Below are 18,940 nucleotides of genomic sequence, written 5' to 3' on the forward strand. Positions count from 1 at the left end.
AACCCCCGCTGACCTCGTACGCTGCGAGAGTGAGGATCTTCATCGCCAGGCTGGCGGGGACCGCGGTGTTCGATCCCACCGGGGACCGCATCGGCCGGGTACGCGACGTCGTGGTGGCCCTGCGCGCCAACGACCCGCCCCGCGTGCACGGCCTCGTGGTCGAGGTACAGCGGCGCCAGGTCTTCCTGCCCATCACCCGCGTCCGCGGCATCGAGGCCGACGCCGTGATCTTCACCGGCAGCATCAACATGCGCCGCTTCGAGAAGCACACGACCGAGTCCCTGGCCATCGGGGAGCTGCTGGACCTGACCGTCGAGGCCGGCGGCCAGAGCGCCACGGTGCTCGACCTCGCCATGGAGGCCGGCAGGACCGGCGAGTGGCTGATCACCAAGGTGGCGGTGCTGCGCGGCGCCGGGCGGGGCCTGCGGCGGCGGCGCGGCGAGACGCTGGTCGTCGACTGGGCGGAGGTCTCCGGGTTCGGCGCGGTGCAGGCCGACCAGGGCGCGGCCAACCTGCTCGCCGCCTTCGAGGAGACCCGCCCCGCCGACCTGGCCAACGCGCTGCGCCACCTGCCCGTCAAGCGGCGGGCGGAGGTGGCGGCCGCCCTGCAGGACGAGCGGCTCGCCGACGTGCTTGAGGAGCTGCCGGAACGCGACCAGATCGGCATCCTCAACCGCCTGGACGCCGAGCGCGCCGCCGACGTGCTCGCGGCCATGGACCCCGACGACGCCGCCGACCTGCTGCAGGACCTGGCGCCCCCGCAGGCCCAGGCGCTGCTCGCCCGCATGGAGCCGCGCGAGGCCGCGCCGGTGCTGCGGCTGATGACGTACGCCGAGAACACGGCCGGCGGCATGATGACCAGCCAGCCCATCATCCTGCCGCCGCACGCGACCATCGCCGAGGCCCTGGCCGAGATACGACGCCAGGACATCACGCCGCCGGTCGCCGCCCAGGTGTACGTCACCCGGCCGCCCGTCGAGACCCCGACCGGGAGATACCTGGGCGTGGCCCACTTCCAGGCGCTGCTGCGCGTGCCGCCGTCCTCGCTGCTCGGCGGGGCCATCGACCGCAGCATCGACCCCATACGCCCGGACCTGCCGCTGGCGGGGGTGACCTCGTACCTGGCCGCCTACAACCTGGTGGCGGCCCCGGTGGTGGACGAGAACGGCCGGCTCGTGGGGGCCGTCACGGTCGACGACGTGCTGGACCACCTGCTGCCGCCGGGCTGGCGCGAGCGCGACGAGCAGACCGCGCCCGACGGCGACGCCGCGCCCGCCCTGGGCGGGCCGGAGGTGCCCGGTGGCGGTTGAGCGGCTGGACCAGCCCCGGGAGCTGCGCCGCGGCCTGCGCCCGCACTACGACCCCGAGGCGTTCGGGCGGGTGTCCGAGCGGTTCGCCCGCTTCCTCGGCACGGCGCGGTTCCTGGTCTACATGACCGGGGTCATCGCGATCTGGGTGGTCTGGAACATCGTGGCGCCCGCGCCGCTGGTGTTCGACCCCTACCCGTTCATCTTCCTGACCCTGATGCTCTCGCTTCAGGCCTCGTACGCCGCCCCGCTGATCCTGCTGGCCCAGAACCGGCAGGCCGACCGCGACCGCGTCCAGACCGAGCAGGACCGGGTGGCCACCGAGCGCAACCAGGCGGAGGTGGAGTACCTGACCAGGGAGATCGCGGGACTGCGGCTCGCGCTCGGCGAGCTGGCCACCCGCGACTACATCAGGGGAGAGCTGGAGCGGCTGCTCGGCGAGGGGCGCGACGGGTTCGACCGGGCCGACCCGCGCGACCGGCGGTGACCCGGCCCGGTCAGCGGGCGCCGGTGGCGAAGAGCTTGGCGAGCATCGCGGCGCACTGCCGCAGCTCCTCCTCCCCGAGCACGTCCAGGAACTCCCGCTGGATGGCGCGCAGGTAGGTGGGGGTGGCCTCGGAGAGACGGTTCTCGCCCGAATCGGTAAGCACCGCGAACAGCCCCCGGGCATCGCTCGGGCAGGCCGCGCGCTCCACCAGGCCCTCGCGCTGGAGCCGGTCGATCAGCCGCGTCAGCCCGCTGCGGGACAGCAGGACGCGGTCGGCGAGGTCGTTCATGCGCAGCCGGCGGTCGGGGCTCCCCGCCAGTGTCTGCAGGACGTCGTAGGCGGCGGGGGCCAGGTCGTGCCCGCTCAGCAGGTCGGTCTCCAGACCGCGGGTGATCTGTGCCTGTGCCCGCTGCAACATGCGCCAGACGACGAGCTGCCGCGGACTGATCTCCGCCATGCTGGAGGTCACGCGGTCATCCTAGAAGGTTGCATAAGCGCACACACCTCTACATTGCGCTCTCTTGGCGGGCCGCGAAGAGCTCACGGTTCGTCGGATCGCCCCCGGGTTCGTAGCATGGATCCCATGGCACCAACCCCAGACCTGGTGACGGCCGCGCTCGCGACGGTCAACGACCCGGAGATCCGCAGGCCGATCACCGAGCTCGGCATGGTCAAGAGCATCGACATCTCCCCCGACGGGGCGGTGCGGGTCGGCGTCTTCCTCACCGTCGCCGGCTGCCCCATGCGCGACACCATCACCCGAGACATCACCGCCGCCGTCACCAAGATCGGCGGTGTCACCGGCGTCCAGGTCGAGATGGACGTCATGAGCGCCGACCAGCGCAAGGAGCTCCAGACCAGGCTGCGCGGCGACCGCGGGCCCGAGAAGGAGATCCCCTTCGCCAAGCCCGGCTCCCTCACCCGCGTCTTCGCGGTCGCGAGCGGCAAGGGAGGGGTCGGCAAGTCGTCGGTCACCGTCAACCTGGCGGCGGCGATGGCCGCGTCCGACCTGAAGGTCGGGGTCGTGGACGCCGACATCTACGGGCACTCGGTGCCCCGCATGCTCGGTGTCACCGACCGGCCCACCAAGGTCGAAGACATGATCATGCCGCCGGTGGCGCACGACATCAAGGTCATCTCCGTCGGCATGTTCAAGCCCCCGGGCAACAGCCCCGTGGTGTGGCGCGGCCCGATGCTCGACCGCGCGCTGCACCAGTTCCTCGCCGACGTCTACTGGGGTGATCTCGACATCCTGCTGATGGACCTTCCGCCCGGCACCGGCGACATCGCGATCTCGGTGGCCCAGCGGATGCCCAGCGCCGAGATCCTGGTCGTGACCACCCCCCAGCAGGCCGCCGCCGAGGTCGCCGAGCGCGCCGGGTCGATCGCCGTGCAGACCCACCAGCAGATCGCCGGTGTCATCGAGAACATGGCGTGGCTGCCCTGCCCGCACTGCGACGAGCGGGTCGCGGTGTTCGGCGAGGGCGGCGGGCAGGCCGTCGCCGACGGGCTCAGCCGCACGCTGGGCACGCGGGTGCCGATGCTCGGCCAGGTGCCCATCGACCTGCGACTGCGCGAGGGCGGCGACAACGGCAAGCCGCTCGTGCTCAGCGACCCCGACTCCCCCGCCGCGGCGGAGCTGCGGCGCATCGCCGCGGGCCTGAGCAAGAAGTCGACCAGCCTCAAGGGCCTCCACCTCAACCTCTCGCCGTCGGGCCGCTGACCGGCGGCCACGGGCCCGTCGACACGGAAGGGCCCGCCCCTCGGGGGGCGGGCCCTTCTCCGTTCAGCGGGTCACGGCGCCCCAGGCGCCCTCAGGTGGCCTCGGAGTCGTACGGCGGGACCTCGCCGTAGCCCAGCTCGTCGAGCACCGCCACCGGCGTGTACGGCTCCGGCGGGAGCGGGGTGTGCTCCGGCAGCGGCCCTTTGTCCCAGTCTTTCTCGACGTCCTCCAGCAGGTGCTTCCTGACGAAGTTCTTCGGATGGAGGTCGGCGGGATCGAAGTTGGTGAACTCCGGGCCGAGGTTGTCCTGCAGGTCGCTCTTGGCGTTGTTGGCCATCTGCCGCAGCTGCCGCAGCGCCCTGCCCGCCTGTGAGGCGGCCTGGGGGAGCTTCTCCGGCCCGAGGACCAGGAGGGCGATGACGATCAGTGCCAAGACCTCAGGCCAGCCGAGTCCGAACACTGTGCACTCCTACCGTTCTCCGGCACCGGCGCGTGCCGGCGACCCAGGCCGTGAGACAGCGGCCCTGGCTTTCCCCAGACTAATGCCCCGGCCGGGCGAAGGACGCCCGGCCCCGGCGGATCAGGAAGGCTGCGGGGTCGGCACCGGGCCGGCGTCGATGGTGACGACGGTCGTCTTCTCCTCGCCGTCACGCTGGTACTTGATGGTCACCTTGTCGCCGGGCGCCCTGCTGCGGATCGAGACGATCAGCTCGGACGGCTGCCCCACCGGGTTGCCGTTGACCTCCATGATCACGTCGCCCGCGCGCAGGCCCGCCTTGTCGGCCGGACCGCCGGCGATCACCGGCTCCTGCCCCTGCTGCGGGCTGGTGGCGATGCGGACGCCGTCCCCCTCGTAGTTCTCGTCGAGGTGGACGCCGATGCGCGACCTCTTGGCCGTGCCCGTGGTGATGAGCTCCTCGGCGATCCGGCGCACGTGGTTGATCGGGATGGAGAAGCCCAGCCCGATGCTGCCGCTCTGCCCGCCGAACGCGCCGCTGCCCAGCGTCGCGATGGCGGAGTTCACCCCGATCACCTCGCCGGCGCCGTTCACCAGCGGGCCGCCGGAGTTGCCGGGGTTGATCGCGGCGTCGGTCTGGATGGCGTTGATGTAGGACGACTCGGCCCCGCTGTCGCCGCCCGCGGTGACGGGGCGGTTGAGCGAGCTGACGATGCCGGTGGTGACGGTGCCGCTGAGCCCGAGGGGCGAGCCGATCGCGATGACGGGGTCGCCGACGACCACCCGGTCGGAGTTGCCGATCAGCACCTCGGCGGCGCCGAAGGTGTTGTCGGGCTTGACGACCGCGATGTCGGAGCTGGGGTCGCGCCCGACGATGCGCGCGTTGCTCGACTTCTTGTTGTCGAACAGCACCTTGATGGCGCCGGTCTGCGCCGCGGCGGCCACCACGTGGTTGTTCGTGACGACGTACCCGCCCTTGATCACGAACCCGGAGCCGGTGCCGGCCTCGCTGCCGCCCTTGACGTCGAGCGAGACCACGCTCGGCAGGACCTTCGAGGCGACGCCCGCCACGGAGTCGGGCGGGCGGTTGACGATCGCGCCGGTGGGCGTGCCCAGGCTGTAGGAGGGGTCGACGCCGGAGGAGTCGGACCGCGTGAGCAGGTAGGTGCCGAGGCTGCCCGCCGTGGACGCCAGCAGGGCGATCACCACGGCCAGGACGGCGAGCACGCCGGTGCGCTGACCCCGCGGCCCGGGGGCGCCTGGCTCCCCGTGCCCCGCGCCGGGCGGCGGCGCCCAGCCGGGGCCCATGCCGTACGGGTTGCGCGGCGGAGGCGGCCCGTAGGGGCCGCCGGGCGAGGGCGGAACCGGCCCGCCGGACGGGTTGCCCCAGCCGGACGGCCCTGAGCGGTCGTCGGGCCGGTCGCCGTGGCCCTCGGACGCGAAATCGTGCCGCGTGGAGTCGTCGTCGAACGGGATCAGGCCCGTGTCGTCACGGCCGCGGGACCCCGCGGCGGCGCCCTCGCGGGAGTACGGGCTGACGGGCTCGCCGCCGTAGGAGCCGGCGCCCTCGCGGCCGTAGGGCCCGGTGGCGTCGCGGCCGTAGGACCCGGTGGCGTCGCCGTACCGGCCCGCGTCACGGCCGTACTGGCCTGCGGCCTCACCGCCGTACGCGCCGGCGCCCTCACGGCCGTAGGCGCCGGGGGCCGGGCGGCCGTAGGCGCCCCCCTCGCGGGGGAAGGGGGCGGTGCCCCCGAGGTCGGGGCCGAAGGGCCCGGGCCCGGTGTAGGGGTCGGGGCCGCCGGACGCCTGCGGCGCCCGGAACTGGGGTCTGGAACGGCCTTCACCGGACGCGCCGGGACGCCCTTCGCCGGGCGCCTGCGCCGGATCGTCCCACGTGCGCTGAGATGGACTGGGCACGTCCCCGTCGTCGAAGGTACGTGTCTCGTCGCTCATCGAAACGCTCACTCCCGGGGCCAGGTCGACGTCGGCTACGTCGGATTGTCCTTACGACCGCATACGCGCGAAGTAAAGCTGCCCCGACAGGGGTCCATCCGATCGTATGCCCGCTTCGGCGTGAACGGGCCCCGTGTCCGGCTACGGCTCACGGAACCTGTGAGGGGGTGCGCACCGGATGCCGCACGACCTGGCCGCCCGGCGTGGTGGAGCGCGGCTGGTTGGCGAACATCTCGACCGGCGGGGCCGAGGGCCGGTTCTCGGCGCCGCCGACCATGAACAGCGTGCCGAGCGCGACGGCCGCCGAGGCGACGCCGACGGCGACGTACCCGGCGCGGCGGCCGGGACCCGAGCGCCCGGGCCCGGCGAAGCCGCCGCCGCGGCGCGGCCTGGTGTCGGCCGGGGCGCCGTTCAGTGAATAGGAGTTCGGAAAGGGCCGCATCCGTGGCGGGAGCGGACCACCCGGCTCCGACATGCGCAGCAGGGACATCGTCAGGTCGGCCGGAACGGCCGGCGCGTCCAGGGACCGCAGGCGGCTCTTGAGCGCCCGGATGGACTCCAGCTCGGCGCGGCAGTCGGCGCAGAAAGTCAGGTGCGCCAGTGCGCGCTCACGCTCGGCGTGACCGAGTTCACCGTCTATGAGCGCTGAGGCGCGCTCCGCGAGATGGCTCATGCTCCCTCCCTTGTAACGGTCGGGGGGAGTTCGTCGCGACGGGGTGCCCGGTGCTCGAGTGCCTCCCGCAACTGGCTGCGACCGCGGTGGATGCGGCTGCGTACGGTGCCCAGCTTGACGCCGAGCGTCGCCGCGATCTCCTCGTACGACAGGCCCTCGATGTCGCACAGCACGACGGCCGCGCGGAACTCCGGGGCGAGCGAGTCGAGCGCCGCCTGGATGTCCGGCTCCATCTGCGCGTCGTCGAACACCTGGGCCGGGGAAGGCTCGCGGCCGCGCAGGCGCTCCGCGGCGTCGTCGCCCAGCCCCTCGAACCGGATGCGCTGCCTGCGCCGCGCCATGTCGAGGAAGAGGTTCGTCGTGATGCGGTGGAGCCAGCCCTCGAAGGTGCCCGGCGTGTAGCTGGACAGGGACCTGAACACGCGGACGAAGACCTCCTGGGTGAGGTCTTCGGCGTCGTGGACGTTGCCGGTGAGGCGGTAGGCCAGGCGGTAGACGCGCGCGGAGTGCTCGCGGACGACCTCCTCCCACGTCGGAGGCGTCCAGTTCGCGTCCGGCATCCGGGGGTCGCCCCCCGGGAACGCGCTGTCGGGAGTATCGGCCTGGTGGTGATCCACCAGCACTCCTCTCTCCGGGACCGCTGCTACAGCCATAGTGCCTGCTTTCGTCCCTTCCTGCGTACTCATGGGGCGGCCCGATGGGGCCGTGTTCCGCGTTCTCCTCGACCGTCCTTGAACAAAGGTCGTTCAAAGCGTGCAACGTACCCGTTGTGGCGTGAGTTCCCGTTCGGCCCCGACTCCCCTAGGCTGCGACCAATACGTGCACGGCGAACGCGGGGAGGAGAGGGCGATGGCCCCGACGCCGACGACTCCGGTGGAGGCCACGCTGGCCTACGCCGAGGAGTTCCATCCCGAGGACGAGGTCCTGAGCGCCGCCCGGCGCCGGGGGGCCGAGGCCGGGGCGGTCCCCATCCTGCCCGGAGGCGGCGCCGCGCTGTGCTTCCTGGCCACCGCGATCAGCGCCCGGTCGGTGGTCGAGGTGGGCACGGGGTGCGGGGTCTCCGGGCTGTGGCTGCTACGCGGCATGCGGCCCGACGGCACGCTGACCAGCGTGGACGTCGAGCCTGAGCACCAGCGGATGGCGCGCCACGCGTTCGCCGAGGCCGGGTTCTCCGGCAGCAGGATCCGCCTGATCACCGGGCGCGCCCTGGACGTCCTGCCCCGCCTCGCCGACGGCGGCTACGACCTGGTCTTCTGCGACGCCGCCAAGCACGAGTACGGCGACTACCTGGCCGAGGCCGTGCGCCTGCTGCGCACGGGCGGCATCGTCGCCTTCGACAACGCGCTGTGGCACAACCGCGTGGCCGACCCCGCGCAGCGCGACCCCGAGACCGTGGTCGTCCGCGAGCTGGGCAAGCTGGTGCGTGAGGACGACCGGCTGCGCCCGCTGATGATCCCGCTCGGCGACGGCCTCCTGGCCGCGATCAAGATCTCCGACTAGCCGGCTCCGCGCGCGGAGCCTCGGCGACCGTCGCCGCCGGGCGCGCGGAGGCCGATGCGGCCGCCGCGCGCCGGCCCTCAGCCCGTGAGCCACTCCAGCAGCAGGCGGGTGCCGAAGCCGGTGGCGCCCTTGGTCTGGACGCCGTCGTCGGCCGTGCTGCGGGCCACTCCGGCGATGTCGAGGTGGGCCCAGCGGCGACCGCCGGTGAACTCCCGCAGGAACAGCGCCGCGGTGACCGCCCCGCCGCCGAACCTGCCCTCGGAGTCGATGTTGGACAGGTCGGCCACGTTCGAGTCGAGCGCGGGACGGTACTCCTGGACGAGCGGCATGCGCCACAGCGGGTCGCCACTGGTGGCCCCGGCGCTCACCAGCTCCTCGGCGAGGTCGTCGCTGGAGGAGAAGACGGCCCCCAGCTCGCGGCCCAGCGCGATGCCGATCGCGCCGGTGAGCGTGGCGATGTCGACGACGGTGTCGGGCTCCAGCACGTCGTCGGCGTAGGCCAGGGCGTCGGCGAGCACCAGCCGGCCCTCGGCGTCGGTGTTCAGCACCTCGACCGTCGTGCCGCCGTAGTGCGTGATCACGTCGCCCGGCCGCTGCGCCGTGCCCGACGGCATGTTCTCGGCCGCGGCGACCAGGCCGGTCACGCGGGTGCGCACCCCGAGGTCGCGCAGCGCCCCGAGCACCGAGATGACGACCGCGCCGCCCGCCATGTCGGTCTTCATGGCCTTCATGCCCTCGTTGGGCTTGAGGGACAGGCCGCCGCTGTCGAAGGTGATGCCCTTGCCCACCAGCACGACGTGGGAGCCGTCGGCGTCGGCGGGCTCGTACGACAGCTCGATCATGCGGGGCGGGCTCACCGAGCCGCGCCCGACCGCCAGGATGCCGCCGAAGCCGCGTTCGGCCAGTTCGTCGGGGGCCCAGATCTTCGCCGACACGCCCGACCGCTCCGCCACCTCGACGGCGCGCTCGGCCAGCCAGGCGGGGTTCTTCTCCGACGACGGGGTGTTGGCCAGGTCGCGGGCGAGGGCCGTGGCGTGGGCGAGCACCTCGGCACGCTCCACGGCGGCACGGGCCTCCTCGGGCCCCGACAGGCGGATCTCCCCGACGGCCTTGCCGCGGCTCGCGCCGATCTTGAAGGTGTAGGAGGCGAGCAGGGCTCCCTCGGCGAACGCCGACCAGCCGGAGGCCCCGGCGTCCTTCGGGAGCGTGACATCGACCGCGGGGCGCCCCTTGGCGCGCCGCGCGACCGTCGCGCCGGCCTTGCGAAGGGCGCGGGGGGTGGCGTCGCCGACGCCGTAGAGCAGCACCCTGCGAACCTCGTCGCCGTGGGCCACCGGGATCTCGACGACCTCCCCGGCCTCGCCCTTGGCCTCGTGGTGGGCGAGAAGCGCCCGCACCGGGACGGGGAGCTCGACGTCGGCGGTGAGGTCGCCGTCGAAGGGGACGGCGAGCAGGTCGGCGTCGCCGGCCGAGGGGCCGGTGAATCGAAGCGCGGTCTCGATGGGCATTGGTGGCCCTCCTGTGTGCAAACGCGACGGCCCCGGCGTGGGGCGCGCGGCCCGGCCGCCGGGGCCGTCAAGTCGCCTGTGTCGGTGGGTTGTGTCAGGGGTATGTCAGCCGACGACGTTCTTCAGAGCGTCGCCAAGGGCTCGCGCCTCATCGGGTGAGAGCTCGACGACAAGCCGGCCGCCACCCTCGAGAGGGACCCGCATGACAATGCCCCGTCCTTCCTTGGTGACCTCCAGCGGACCGTCGCCAGTCCGCGGCTTCATCGCCGCCATGCGTGTATCCCTTCCTGCCTCGGCCTGCGCGATGCCGGAGCGCGCCTTTCCGCACTCGGCCGCCCGCCGCTTTCACGTCTTCTGTGACGTCCTATTATCCCGCCTCGCGAGCGCGCATGGGTAACGATCTCCTCCCAGAATGCGTTGGGCGGTGCCCGTGGGACGGCTGGACCGGACGATGTCAACGGCCGCGCCGCGCTTTCCGGGCGCCAGGGAGATCTCTGCGGAACCTCCCCACCCGTGCCCCCGCGACCGCTCACGGCCGGTCACCGACCCCCCGGAAGCAGCCACCGGCACCCCCGGCCGCAACCCTGGACGTGGAACGGCCCGCGACCGTTCGCGGCCGGCCGCCGGCCCCGTCGGAAGCCGCCGACGCCCCCGGCCGCAACCTGGACAAGCTGGACAAAGGAGTCCACTGATGGATCAGGCCATCCCCTCCGCCCCCACGGGCCCCACCGGCCCGCTCGGCCACGACCACGTGCTTTACGCCGTGCGCGACGGCGTCGCCACGATCACGCTGAACCGTCCCGAAGCGATGAACTCGCTCACGACCGTGATGAAGGCCGCCCTGCTGGAGGCGCTGGAGCGGGCGCGCGACGACGCCGAGGTGCGGGCCGTGCTGCTGACCGGCGCCGGCCGCGGCTTCTGCACCGGGCAGGACCTGCGCGAGCACGCCGCCAACCTGGAGGCCGGGGTCGGCCTAGACAACACCGTCCGTGCGCACTACAACCCGATCATCCTGACGGTGGCCGGCATGGGCAAGCCGGTGGTCGCCGCGGTCAACGGCATCGCGGCCGGTGCCGGCGCGTCGCTGGCCTTCGCCTGCGACTTCCGGGTCGTGTCCGAGGACGCGAAGTTCGCCATGGCGTTCGGCGGCATCGGCCTGGCCCCCGACTCCGGCGCCTCCTGGACGCTCCCCCGGCTCGTCGGCCCGGCGAAGGCGCGCGAGCTGCTGATCCTCGGCGACACCGTCACCGCCGCCCGGGCCCGGGAGCTCGGCCTCGCGACGTCCGTGGTGCCCGCCGCCTCGCTGGCGGACAGCGCCCACGAGCTGGCGGTGCGCCTGGCGCAGGGCCCCACGCTCGCCTACGGGGCGATCAAGCAGGCCCTCGACCACTCCGCCGCCCACTCCCTGGCCGACTCCCTGGAGGTCGAGGCCGACCTCCAGGACTCCTGCGCCAAGAGCGAGGACCACCACAACGCCACCCGCGCCTTCCTGGCCAAGCAACCCCCCACCTTCCACGGCCGCTGACCGCCAACGCCCAGCCCCACCCGGCCGACGGTCCCTCCGCACGGTCCTTCGGCGGCTGAGGACTAAGGCATCGCCGCCTCGGCTCCCGGCTCGGGCTTCAGGTGCTGGGGGTGCGGGTCCAGCAGGCGGCGAGGTGGTCGTTCACCAGGCCGATGGCCTGCATCATCGCGTAGGCGGTGGTGGGGCCGACGAACCGGAAGCCGTTCCGCTTGAGCTCCTTGGCCAGGGCGGCGGAGGCCGGAGTCGACGCGGGCACCTCGGCGGGGGTCGCCGGCGCCGGGGCGTCCGGGGAGGCGTACCGCCAGACCAGCTCCGACAGCCCGCCGGGCAGCTCGGCGGCGGCCCGGGCGTTTGCCACGGCCGCCTCGATCTTGGCCCGGTTGCGGACGATGCCGGAGTCGGCGAGCAGGCGGGCGACGTCCGCGTCACCGTACGCGGCGACGGCCGCGATCGAGAACCCGTCGAAGGCCGCGCGGAAGCCGCCGCGCTTGCGCAGGATCGTGATCCACGAGAGCCCCGACTGGAAGGCCTCCAGCGTGAGCCGCTCGTACACGGCGTCGTCCCCGTGGACCGGGCGGCCCCACTCCTCGTCGTGATAGCGGATGTACTCGGGCGCGGAGGGCACCCACCCGCACCGCACGAGCCCGTCGCCCCCGGACGCGAGCGCTCCCGGGTCGGAGGTCATCGGACGGCCTCAGTCATGATCGCGGAGGACGTCGCGTCTCCTCCGGCTCGGAACCGTCGCCGGCCGGGACGTCGAGGCCGTTGGAGGCCGGACGCCGGCCACGCGAGCCCTCGGCGGGTTCGAACGGATCGCGCCGCCCGCCGGAGCCCTCGGGCACCTCACGCTCGTCCCCCGCGGGCTCGAACGCGCCGCGAGCCGGCGCGCCGTGCGCGCCCGCCGGGTCGAAGGGGTCCCGGGGATACGGCGAGACGGCCGCCGCGCCCCCCTCACCCGCGACCGGCTGGAACGACTCGCGAGAAGAGGCGGAGGAGTCGCGTTCGTCCCCACCGGTTTCAGACGATGCGGCGGAGGCGTCCGCCCGGCGCCCGGACCCGTCGGAGTCACCGTCGCGGCGCGAGAACGCCCCGGGATCACCCTCCCGGCGCGCGAACCCGTCGCGCTCACCGTCCCGGCGCGAGGAGGACTCCGGGTCACCCTCCCGCTGCGCGAACCCGCCGGGCTCACCGTCGCGGTGCGAGGAGGACCCGGGGTCGGCTTCACCGCGCGTGAACGACTCGCGGTCGTCCTCATGGCTCGGGAAGGGGGTCGGTTCGACGGCCTCGAAGGAGCTGCGGGCCGGGCCCGCGACCCGCTCCGCCCCGGGGACGCCGGGCGGCGTGTCGTCCTCGGCCGCGGCGGCCGGGGCGGACCCGGCCCAGGACGGGCGGATGTACGACTCCTGGCGCGCCTGGAACCGCCCGGCCATCAGCTCGGCGAGGCGCTGCTCCAGCACCGCGATGTGGGTGTCGCGCTCGCCGATCGCCGCGGCCGCCCGCTGCAGCGTCTCGTCGACGCTCGGGGTGTGGTAGCCCACCAGGCTCACCGGAAGCTGCACGGCCATGAAGTCGACGGCGGTGAGCTGCCCGGGCTCGGGAAGGTCCAGCGGAGGCACGTCGGGGGCGAACTCCACCAGCTCCCCGCCACGTCCCTGCGAGACGATCACCACGCAGTAGAGGACGGCGAGCGCGGCGACCGCGAGTAGGACCAGCACATACGAATCGTGCCACATCGACGCCTTAGAGCGCGCGTTCTTGCCTTTCAGCCCGGCAGACCCGCACCGTCCTCCTCCCTCCCACGCCGGAACCGGGAGACGGCGTCCGCTCCCTCGCCTTTCGTCGCGGTGAAACTTACAAGCCGGCGTGCCAGGCCGACACCCGGCGCCCTTGCCTTCTCCGCGCGCTGGAACCGGAGAGCGGGCATGCGGCCCCCGTCCGGCGCCCTCGCCTTGCTACGCGATGGATCCGGGAAGCCGGGCGTGCCGGGTCCGCGTCCGGCTGTGACACGATCTGAGCATGACCCCCGTGCTGGTGACCGGCCTCGACCAGCCCATCGATACAGCGTGGGTCGAGGCCCACTCCCCCGCCGAGGTGGAGCGACACGCCGCCGCCGGCCGCACCGTCGTCGTCACCCTGCACGGCGACGAGCCCACCCAGCTCGCCACTGCCTCGATCTACGCGTGGCTGGGAGCCAGGGTCTTCCGCACCGACCTCCCCTCCCAGGTCACCGCCGCCGTGACCATGACAGAGTCCCTGGCGGGCAGACGCCCCCCCACCCTCACCCGCCGCGGCCTCGCCTGACCCACCGCTCCCCCGCCGTGCCCGGCGCCGGCCTCACCGGCGGCGTCAGCTGGGAGTGGTTTCGCCGAGTTCTTCGGGGGACGGGCTCAGGGGGTGGGTGGGCTTCTCCAGGTAGTCGAGGGCTTCGGCGAGGTCTTTGGTCCAGTGGATGGCGTCGAAGACGTTCGGGCGGGTGAAGCCCTCGTCGTACATGCCGGAGACCAGGGCGCGAAGGGGGTCGTACAGGCCCCAGGGGTCGAGGATGACCAGCGGCTTGTCGTGGATGCCGATGACCCGGGCGGTCCAGATCTCGAAGAGCTCCTCCAGCGTGCCGATGCCGCCGGGCAGGACGAGGAAGCCGTCGGAGCGGGCGTCCATGAGGCCCTTGCGCTCGCGCATGTCGGAGGTGATGACCAGCTCGTCGGAGTCGGTGTCGGCGATCTCCAGGTCGACCAGCACCTGGGGCATGACACCGATGGTGCGGCCTCCGGCCGCGCGCGCGGCGCGGGTGACGGCGCCCATGCAGGAGACCACGGCTCCCCCGCTGACGAGGGTGTGGCCCCGGCGGGCGAGTTCCGTGCCGACCTCCGTGGCGAGGCGCAGATAACGGTCGTCGATCTTCTGGCTGGACGAGCAGAAGACGCAGATGGCCATAGTCACCACGTAACCCTACACAGGGGCATGTTCCACGCCGAGGAGCCGCTCGGATGTCAGCGGAGTCCCGTGGTTCGGCGTCGGAACGGTTCTGGTTTTCGCCTTGATGCATGGGTGAAGTAGCGAACCTCACACGTTGACGTCAGATAGGGCCGTCACCTCTGGTGTGGCGTTCGGAGTCCCCATAGTGTCGCGGGTCCCAGGCGACGCTACGGGGAAGAGACGATGACGGCGGTGATCAGCGAGCTGATCTCGTATCCGGTCAAGGGCTGCGCGGGTGTGTGGCTGAGCGAGACGGGGTTGGGCTACGCGGGGCTGGCTCACGACCGCGGTTTCCTGGTGGTCGACGAGAACGGGACGTTCCGTAGCCAGCGCCGGGACCCCCGGCTGGCGCTCATCCGGCCGGCCATCGACACCTGCGGCGAACGGCTCACTCTGCGGGCGCCTGGATTCGACGACCTGCGCATCGCGGTCGATCTGGCCTCCCCCCGCCGGGAGGTGGATCTGTTCGGCCAGAGGTACCGGGGAATCGATCAAGGTGATGCGCCCGCCGAGTGGTTGTCGTCGGTGCTGGGCAAAGCGAGCAGGCTGGTGCGGGTTCCGCCGGAACACGACAGGGTCACCGACGGGCGGACGCCCGGGACCTCCGGCTACGCCGACAGCAGCGCCGTGCACGTCATCTCCCGGGCGTCGCTGGACGAACTGAACCGGCGCCTGAACGGGCCCCCGATACCGATGTCCAGGTTCCGCCCGAACATCGTGATCGACGGGTGGGACGAGCCTCATCTGGAGGACCGCGTCCATCGCATGGTCGTCGGCGACGCGGAGCTCGGATACGCCAAGCTCGCGATCCGGTGCGCCGTCACGCTGGTCGACCAGCGGTCCGGCGGCAAGTCCGGTCCCGAGCCGCTCCGCACCCTCGCCACCTATCGCCGGGCCGCCGCGGGCGGCGTGGCGTTCGGCGCCAAGTTCTCGGTCCTGCGTCCCGGCACACTCGCCGTCGGCGACGCACCGACCGTCCCCATCTGGGCCGACTCCCAGCTCAGCGAGAACGTGCCCGGCTAGCGGCTCCGTCTCGCCGATGACATCACTCGTCCACCTGAACGGAGTCGATCAGGGCCACCTCCTCCTCCGACAGCCGCAGTGCTCCGGCGGCGATGTTGGCGACAAGGTGATCGGGATTGCCGGTGCCCGGGATGGCCAGCATGTGGGGCCCCTGTCGCATCGTCCACGCCAACCGCACCTGGGCCGGTGTCGCCCCGTGCGCGCGGGCGACGGCGAGCACCTCATGGGGGTCGGTGCCGCCGGCGCCCGCCTCACGTCCGGCGCCGGCGATCGCGAAGAACGGCACGAACGCCACCCCCTGCTCACCGCACTGCCGCGCGAATGCCCGGCGGTGCCGGGCCGCGCCGACGCCGTAACGGTTCTGCACAGCCACCACCGGCGCGATCTCCCGGGCCTCGGCGAGCTGGTCGGGTCTGATGCTGGACAGGCCCAGGTGGCGGATCAGCCCGTCGTCACGCAACCGGGCCAGCGCGCCGAAGTGCTCGGCGATCGAACCGGGCCGCATGGCGCGCAGATACACCAGGTCCAGGTGGTCGCGGCCCAGCTGGCGCAGGTTCTCCTCGACCTGGCCGCGTAGTCGCTCGGGCGTGGGCCACGGCAACCACTCCCCCGAGGCGTCCCGCACCGGCCCGACCTTGGTGGCGATGACGAGGTCGTCCGGATAGGGGGCCAGCGCACTGTTGATCAGCTCGTTGGCCGAGCGTAGGGCGGAGAAGTAGAACGCCGCGGTGTCGATGTGGTTGACGCCCAGATCGACGGCGCGCCGCAGGACGCTGAGAGCCCGGCCGCGATCGCTCGGAGCGCCCAGATCGAAGGCGGCGCTGCCGGTCAGGCGCATCGCGCCCAGACCGATCCGGTTGACGTTCAGATCGCCGAGGTTCCAGGTGCCCGCCACATCCGCGGTAATCGTCTCCGAAGTCACCGCGGAAGTGTGCCATACCGTCCCGATCAGGGCGCTCGTGGTTTCGCACTCGGGAGCGATCCTCCGCGCTCATCGGATCACGACCGTTTCCTCCACGCTCGCCCGGCTCACCGGTGGCGCACGGCACCGTCCGCCACCGGTTACCCGCCGAACGAGTGCCGGCGACGGCCCTAGACGAACTGGGGCGCGACGTCGCCGATGGCCGCGTCCAGGATCTCCAGGCCCAGGTCCAGCTCGGCGAAGGTGGCGGTGAGCGGCGGCGCGATCCGGAACACCCCGCCCATGCCGGGGAGCTGGACGACGTTCATGTGCAGGCCCAGCTCCAGGCAGCGCCGGGTGACCGCCGCGCCCAGCGCGTCCGAGCCCTCCTTGGTCTCGCGGTCCAGGACGAGCTCCAGGCCGACCAGCAGGCCGCGGCCGCGGACGTCACCGATCACCTCGTGCCGCTTCGCCATCGTGGTCAGGCCGTGGCGCAGGTGCGCGCCCAGTTCCGCGGCCCGCCGGTCCAGCCCGTCGCGTTCCAGGACGTCCAGGACGGTGTTGCCGACCGCGGCGACCAGCGGGTCGGAGACGTGCGTGGTGAAGAAGAGGAACCCACGCTCATGCGCGGTGCGCTCGATCTCCTCGCTGGTGACCACCGCGGCGAGCGGCAGCCCGGCGCCGAGCGTCTTGGACAGTGTGATCATGTCAGGGACGACGCCGTCACGCTGGAACGCGTACCAGTCGCCGGTGCGGCACAGGCCGGTCTGCGCCTCGTCCAGAATGAGCAGCATGCCGCGTTCGTGGCATTTGTCGCGCAGCGCGGCCAGGTAGCCGGGCGGCAGGTCGAGCAGGCCGCCCGAGCTGAGGATCGGCTCGACGATGCAGGCGGCCAGGCTTCCCACCGACTGCGCGTCGACCAGACCGAACGAGTAGTCCAGCTGCCGCCGCCAGTCCAGTTCGCCGTCGGCGGTGGTGAAGTCGGGCCGGTACGGGTTGGGCGTGGGGATCGCGATGTTGCCGGGCGCGGCCGGGCCGTACCCCTTACGGCCGGAGCTGTAGGTGGCGTTCGCCGCCGCCTGCGTCATCCCGTGCCACGAACGGGTGAACGAGACGATCTCGTGCCCGCCGGTGACCAGCTTGGCCATGCGGATCGCCGCCTCGTTCGCCTCGGCGCCGGTGGTGAGCAGCAGCACCTTGCTCAAGGGGTCGGGCAGCGAGCCGGCGAGGCGGCGGGCGAGGTCGACGACGGGACGGCTGAGCATGCCGCTGAACAGGTGGTCGAGCGTGGCGGCCTGGCGCTGGACGGTGGCGACGATGTCGGGGTGCGCGTGCCCGAGGATCGCGCTCATCTGCCCGGAGGTGAAGTCCAGGAGGCGACGACCGCCGGCGGTGGTCACGAAGCTGCCTTCGGCGCTTTCGATGATCTCCGGTACGAAGCGGCCGGCGCCGGAATAGCGGACGAGGTGGCGGTCGACGTCCGACCAGAAGGTGTCACTCATGCGCCCACGGTAGGGAGCCCCTGAACGTCACGTCCATGGGGGTCCCGCCCGCGCCCCGGCAGGGCACGCGCCCCCGCGCACGCCCGTACCGGCTGGTGGAGCGGAACCCTTCCGTCGAACCGTCGGCCGACAGGACGCCCGCCCGGCCCCGCGGACCGCCCGCCGACGGCCGCGAAACCGGCCGGCGCTTTCCTCAGTCCGCCGTACCGGCAGGCTCACCCGGCGAGCAGTTCCTCAGGACTGTTCGAGTGCGGGAACCCCGTACTGGCCCCCCAGATCTCCGCGAACCGGCCGTCTTCGAAGCGGAAGATCTCGAACAGCACGGGCTTCGCGTCGCCGTCCGCGGCCGAGAGCCCCTCGACGGTCGAGCGGACGGCAGCTCTGTCGCCGTCGACCAGGATGTCCTGGGCGACGACACGCATGCCGGGATACCGGGCGACGAGCGTGCGCCAAGCGGCCTTGCCCGCCTCGAACCCCGTGGTGCCGAGCGGATGGCTGAAGAAGCCTGGGGTGTGCAGGTCGGCGGCCTCGTCGAACCGCCGGCTGTTGAAGCACTCCTGCATCCGCCGCACCAGGGCGCTCGCGTCCTCGCGTGTGGTCATCGGTGTGGGCTCCTCGTGGCTGAGGGATCGGGACGTGAATCGGCGGCGCGGGCTCTAACCGGTGCGCCGCCCCGTTTATGCCCCCCACTATACGGTGCGACGCACCGGTTATGCTGATCCCGACATGCCCAGCCAGCCTCCTGAGCCGACCCCGGCGACCCCGGCGACCCCGGCGCACCCGGCGGCAGCTCACGGAAGCGACCGCGAGCTGCGAGCCGACGCGCGGCGCAATCGTGAGCGGGTCCTGCGGACCGCGCAGCGGTTGTTCGCCACGGAGGGGCTCGGCGTCTCGCTCGACGAGATCGCCCGCCGCGCGGGAGTCGGCCCCGGCACCGTCCACCGGCACTTCCCGGCGAAGGAAGCGCTGTATCTCGCCGTCGCGACCGACCAGTTCAGACGGCTGGTGGCGGAGGCGGAGGCACTCACCGCGACCGGTGATCCCGCGGCCCTGTTCACGCTGCTGTCGGAGATGATGGCCACCGGCGCCGAGAACGTGGCCGTGAAGAGCGCGCTGGCGGCCGCCGAGTACGACCTGCGCACCTCCGCCCCGGATGTCGCGGCCGATCTCACCCGCCATGTCGCGGCCCTGCTGGATCGCGCGCACGCCGCCGGCGCCGTGCGCCCCGACCTCACCGTCGACGAGGTGATGGCACTGGTCGCCGGCGCCTTCGCCGCCATCCGCCACGCCGGCGCGGAGACCAGCCGCGAACGCTCAGCCCACATCGCCCAGCTCATCCTCGACGGCCTACGCCCCCGGTGAGCGGCGCGCCATCCGCGCTTTACCGCGCATCAGTCAAGGGCCT

At 72.7% G+C, this 18,940-nt stretch carries 21 protein-coding genes; 8 read left to right on the plus strand and 13 right to left on the minus strand.

The features are described 5' to 3' along the window. Window positions 1-35 precede the first annotated feature (35 nt). Both PYR91_RS30900 and PYR91_RS30905 read left to right on the plus strand, forming a co-directional pair. Window positions 36-1,310, plus strand: coding sequence for a CBS domain-containing protein (locus tag PYR91_RS30900; protein WP_279785632.1), 1,275 nt, complete (start codon window positions 36-38; stop codon window positions 1,308-1,310). Then, on the plus strand, window positions 1,300-1,794 hold the full coding sequence (locus PYR91_RS30905; RefSeq protein ID WP_279785556.1) for a DUF1003 domain-containing protein: 495 nt from the start codon (window positions 1,300-1,302) through the stop codon (window positions 1,792-1,794). The genes PYR91_RS30900 and PYR91_RS30905 overlap by 11 nt, the downstream gene beginning before the upstream one ends. Before the next feature lie 10 nt (window positions 1,795-1,804). On the opposite strand, the gene PYR91_RS30910 is transcribed toward PYR91_RS30905, so the two are convergent. Next, the gene (locus tag PYR91_RS30910; protein WP_279785558.1) at window positions 1,805-2,263 is read right to left on the minus strand and encodes a MarR family transcriptional regulator; all 459 of its coding nucleotides are present in this window, start codon (window positions 2,261-2,263) and stop codon (window positions 1,805-1,807) included. 105 nt (window positions 2,264-2,368) lie between these two features. On the opposite strand from PYR91_RS30910, the gene PYR91_RS30915 reads away from it, so the two are divergent. Then, on the plus strand, window positions 2,369-3,517 hold the full coding sequence (locus PYR91_RS30915; protein ID WP_279785560.1) for a P-loop NTPase: 1,149 nt from the start codon (window positions 2,369-2,371) through the stop codon (window positions 3,515-3,517). Window positions 3,518-3,608: 91 nt separating this feature from the next. Here PYR91_RS30915 and PYR91_RS30920 read toward each other — a convergent pair whose 3' ends face one another. The 4 genes from PYR91_RS30920 to sigE all read right to left on the minus strand — a co-directional run bounded on the left by PYR91_RS30920 (window position 3,609) and on the right by sigE (window position 7,160). Continuing rightward, window positions 3,609-3,977, minus strand: a complete 369-nt coding sequence (locus PYR91_RS30920) for a sec-independent translocase (protein ID WP_279785562.1) — start codon at window positions 3,975-3,977, stop codon at window positions 3,609-3,611. A 120-nt stretch (window positions 3,978-4,097) separates the two neighbouring features. After that, window positions 4,098-5,927: a trypsin-like peptidase domain-containing protein gene (locus tag PYR91_RS30925; protein ID WP_279785564.1), complete on the minus strand. Its 1,830-nt coding sequence runs from the start codon at window positions 5,925-5,927 to the stop codon at window positions 4,098-4,100. A gap of 148 nt (window positions 5,928-6,075) precedes the next feature. After that, the gene (locus PYR91_RS30930; RefSeq protein WP_279785566.1) at window positions 6,076-6,600 is read right to left on the minus strand and encodes an anti-sigma factor; all 525 of its coding nucleotides are present in this window, start codon (window positions 6,598-6,600) and stop codon (window positions 6,076-6,078) included. Then, window positions 6,597-7,160: an RNA polymerase sigma factor SigE gene (gene sigE, locus PYR91_RS30935; protein ID WP_279785634.1), complete on the minus strand. Its 564-nt coding sequence runs from the start codon at window positions 7,158-7,160 to the stop codon at window positions 6,597-6,599. Before sigE ends, PYR91_RS30930 begins: the two co-directional genes overlap by 4 nt. Window positions 7,161-7,449: 289 nt before the next feature. On the opposite strand from sigE, the gene PYR91_RS30940 reads away from it, so the two are divergent. Further along, entirely contained in the window at window positions 7,450-8,100 is a 651-nt protein-coding gene (locus PYR91_RS30940; protein WP_279785568.1) for an O-methyltransferase, read from the plus strand. Window positions 8,101-8,177: 77 nt separating this feature from the next. Here the strand turns inward: PYR91_RS30940 and PYR91_RS30945 are convergent, their stop codons facing one another. Both PYR91_RS30945 and PYR91_RS30950 read right to left on the minus strand, forming a co-directional pair. Then, a complete protein-coding gene (locus PYR91_RS30945; RefSeq protein WP_279785570.1) occupies window positions 8,178-9,608 on the minus strand; it encodes a leucyl aminopeptidase in 1,431 nt (476 codons plus the stop codon). 105 nt (window positions 9,609-9,713) lie between these two features. Beyond that, a complete protein-coding gene (locus PYR91_RS30950) occupies window positions 9,714-9,881 on the minus strand; it encodes a DUF3117 domain-containing protein (RefSeq protein ID WP_114033903.1) in 168 nt (55 codons plus the stop codon). Window positions 9,882-10,299: 418 nt separating this feature from the next. On the opposite strand from PYR91_RS30950, the gene PYR91_RS30955 reads away from it, so the two are divergent. Further along, window positions 10,300-11,133, plus strand: a complete 834-nt coding sequence (locus PYR91_RS30955; RefSeq protein ID WP_279785575.1) for an enoyl-CoA hydratase-related protein — start codon at window positions 10,300-10,302, stop codon at window positions 11,131-11,133. 97 nt (window positions 11,134-11,230) lie between these two features. On the opposite strand, the gene PYR91_RS30960 is transcribed toward PYR91_RS30955, so the two are convergent. Then, on the minus strand, window positions 11,231-11,818 hold the full coding sequence (locus PYR91_RS30960) for a DNA-3-methyladenine glycosylase I (RefSeq protein ID WP_279785577.1): 588 nt from the start codon (window positions 11,816-11,818) through the stop codon (window positions 11,231-11,233). A 13-nt stretch (window positions 11,819-11,831) separates the two neighbouring features. Beyond that, window positions 11,832-12,848 carry a hypothetical protein gene (locus tag PYR91_RS30965; RefSeq protein ID WP_279785579.1) on the minus strand — a complete coding sequence of 339 codons (1,017 nt, stop codon included), beginning with the start codon at window positions 12,846-12,848 and terminating at the stop codon, window positions 11,832-11,834. A 301-nt stretch (window positions 12,849-13,149) separates the two neighbouring features. Between PYR91_RS30965 and PYR91_RS30970 the strand changes: the two genes are divergently transcribed. Then, on the plus strand, window positions 13,150-13,434 hold the full coding sequence (locus PYR91_RS30970; RefSeq protein ID WP_279785581.1) for a hypothetical protein: 285 nt from the start codon (window positions 13,150-13,152) through the stop codon (window positions 13,432-13,434). Between the two features lie 45 nt (window positions 13,435-13,479). On the opposite strand, the gene PYR91_RS30975 is transcribed toward PYR91_RS30970, so the two are convergent. Beyond that, complete coding sequence (locus tag PYR91_RS30975; RefSeq protein WP_279785636.1) at window positions 13,480-14,067, minus strand: TIGR00730 family Rossman fold protein; 588 nt, start codon at window positions 14,065-14,067, stop codon at window positions 13,480-13,482. Between the two features lie 225 nt (window positions 14,068-14,292). On the opposite strand from PYR91_RS30975, the gene PYR91_RS30980 reads away from it, so the two are divergent. Then, window positions 14,293-15,132: an MOSC N-terminal beta barrel domain-containing protein gene (locus PYR91_RS30980; protein ID WP_279785583.1), complete on the plus strand. Its 840-nt coding sequence runs from the start codon at window positions 14,293-14,295 to the stop codon at window positions 15,130-15,132. A 22-nt stretch (window positions 15,133-15,154) separates the two neighbouring features. On the opposite strand, the gene PYR91_RS30985 is transcribed toward PYR91_RS30980, so the two are convergent. The 3 genes from PYR91_RS30985 to PYR91_RS30995 all read right to left on the minus strand — a co-directional run bounded on the left by PYR91_RS30985 (window position 15,155) and on the right by PYR91_RS30995 (window position 18,137). Then, window positions 15,155-16,054, minus strand: a complete 900-nt coding sequence (locus PYR91_RS30985; RefSeq protein ID WP_279785585.1) for an aldo/keto reductase — start codon at window positions 16,052-16,054, stop codon at window positions 15,155-15,157. A 170-nt stretch (window positions 16,055-16,224) separates the two neighbouring features. Next, window positions 16,225-17,535 carry an aspartate aminotransferase family protein gene (locus tag PYR91_RS30990; RefSeq protein ID WP_279785586.1) on the minus strand — a complete coding sequence of 437 codons (1,311 nt, stop codon included), beginning with the start codon at window positions 17,533-17,535 and terminating at the stop codon, window positions 16,225-16,227. A 215-nt stretch (window positions 17,536-17,750) separates the two neighbouring features. After that, entirely contained in the window at window positions 17,751-18,137 is a 387-nt protein-coding gene (locus PYR91_RS30995; protein ID WP_279785588.1) for a nuclear transport factor 2 family protein, read from the minus strand. A 124-nt stretch (window positions 18,138-18,261) separates the two neighbouring features. On the opposite strand from PYR91_RS30995, the gene PYR91_RS31000 reads away from it, so the two are divergent. Next, complete coding sequence (locus PYR91_RS31000; protein WP_279785590.1) at window positions 18,262-18,897, plus strand: helix-turn-helix domain containing protein; 636 nt, start codon at window positions 18,262-18,264, stop codon at window positions 18,895-18,897. Window positions 18,898-18,940: the final 43 nt, after the last annotated feature.

Origin of the sequence: Sphaerisporangium sp. TRM90804 (genome assembly GCF_029846175.1) — a bacterium.
Lineage (GTDB): Bacteria > Actinomycetota > Actinomycetes > Streptosporangiales > Streptosporangiaceae > Sphaerisporangium.